The sequence below is a fragment of the Salmonella sp. SAL4457 genome (assembly GCF_046548235.1).
GTDB classification, from domain to species: domain Bacteria; phylum Pseudomonadota; class Gammaproteobacteria; order Enterobacterales; family Enterobacteriaceae; genus Salmonella; species Salmonella enterica.
On the sequence record NZ_JBGDZO010000344.1, the window covers coordinates 1 to 281 of the forward strand.

The window sequence follows — 281 nt, forward strand, 5'->3', positions numbered from 1 at the left end:
CGACCTGGTGATCGTCGATCCGCCGAGCTTCCAGAAAGGCAGCTTCGTCCTGACCCAGGACTACCGCAGGATCCTCCGCCGCCTGCCGGAACTGCTGGTGCCCGGCGGCACCCTGCTGGCCTGTATCAATGACCCGGCCATCGGCCCCGACTTCCTCCTCGAGGAAACCGCCCGCGAGGCGCCGTCGCTGCACTTCGTCGAACGCCTGGAGAATCCGCCGGAGTTCCCCGATGTCGACCCCGCGGCGGGCCTCAAGGCGCTGCTGTTCCGCAACGCAGGCT

General features: G+C 68.3%; 1 protein-coding gene. It reads left to right on the forward strand.

Annotation, left to right across the window (positions count from 1 at the left end; translation table 11 throughout):
* On the forward strand, positions 1 to 281 hold a 281-nt coding region (locus tag ACLJNW_RS24575), incomplete at both ends, for a class I SAM-dependent methyltransferase (RefSeq protein WP_410961266.1).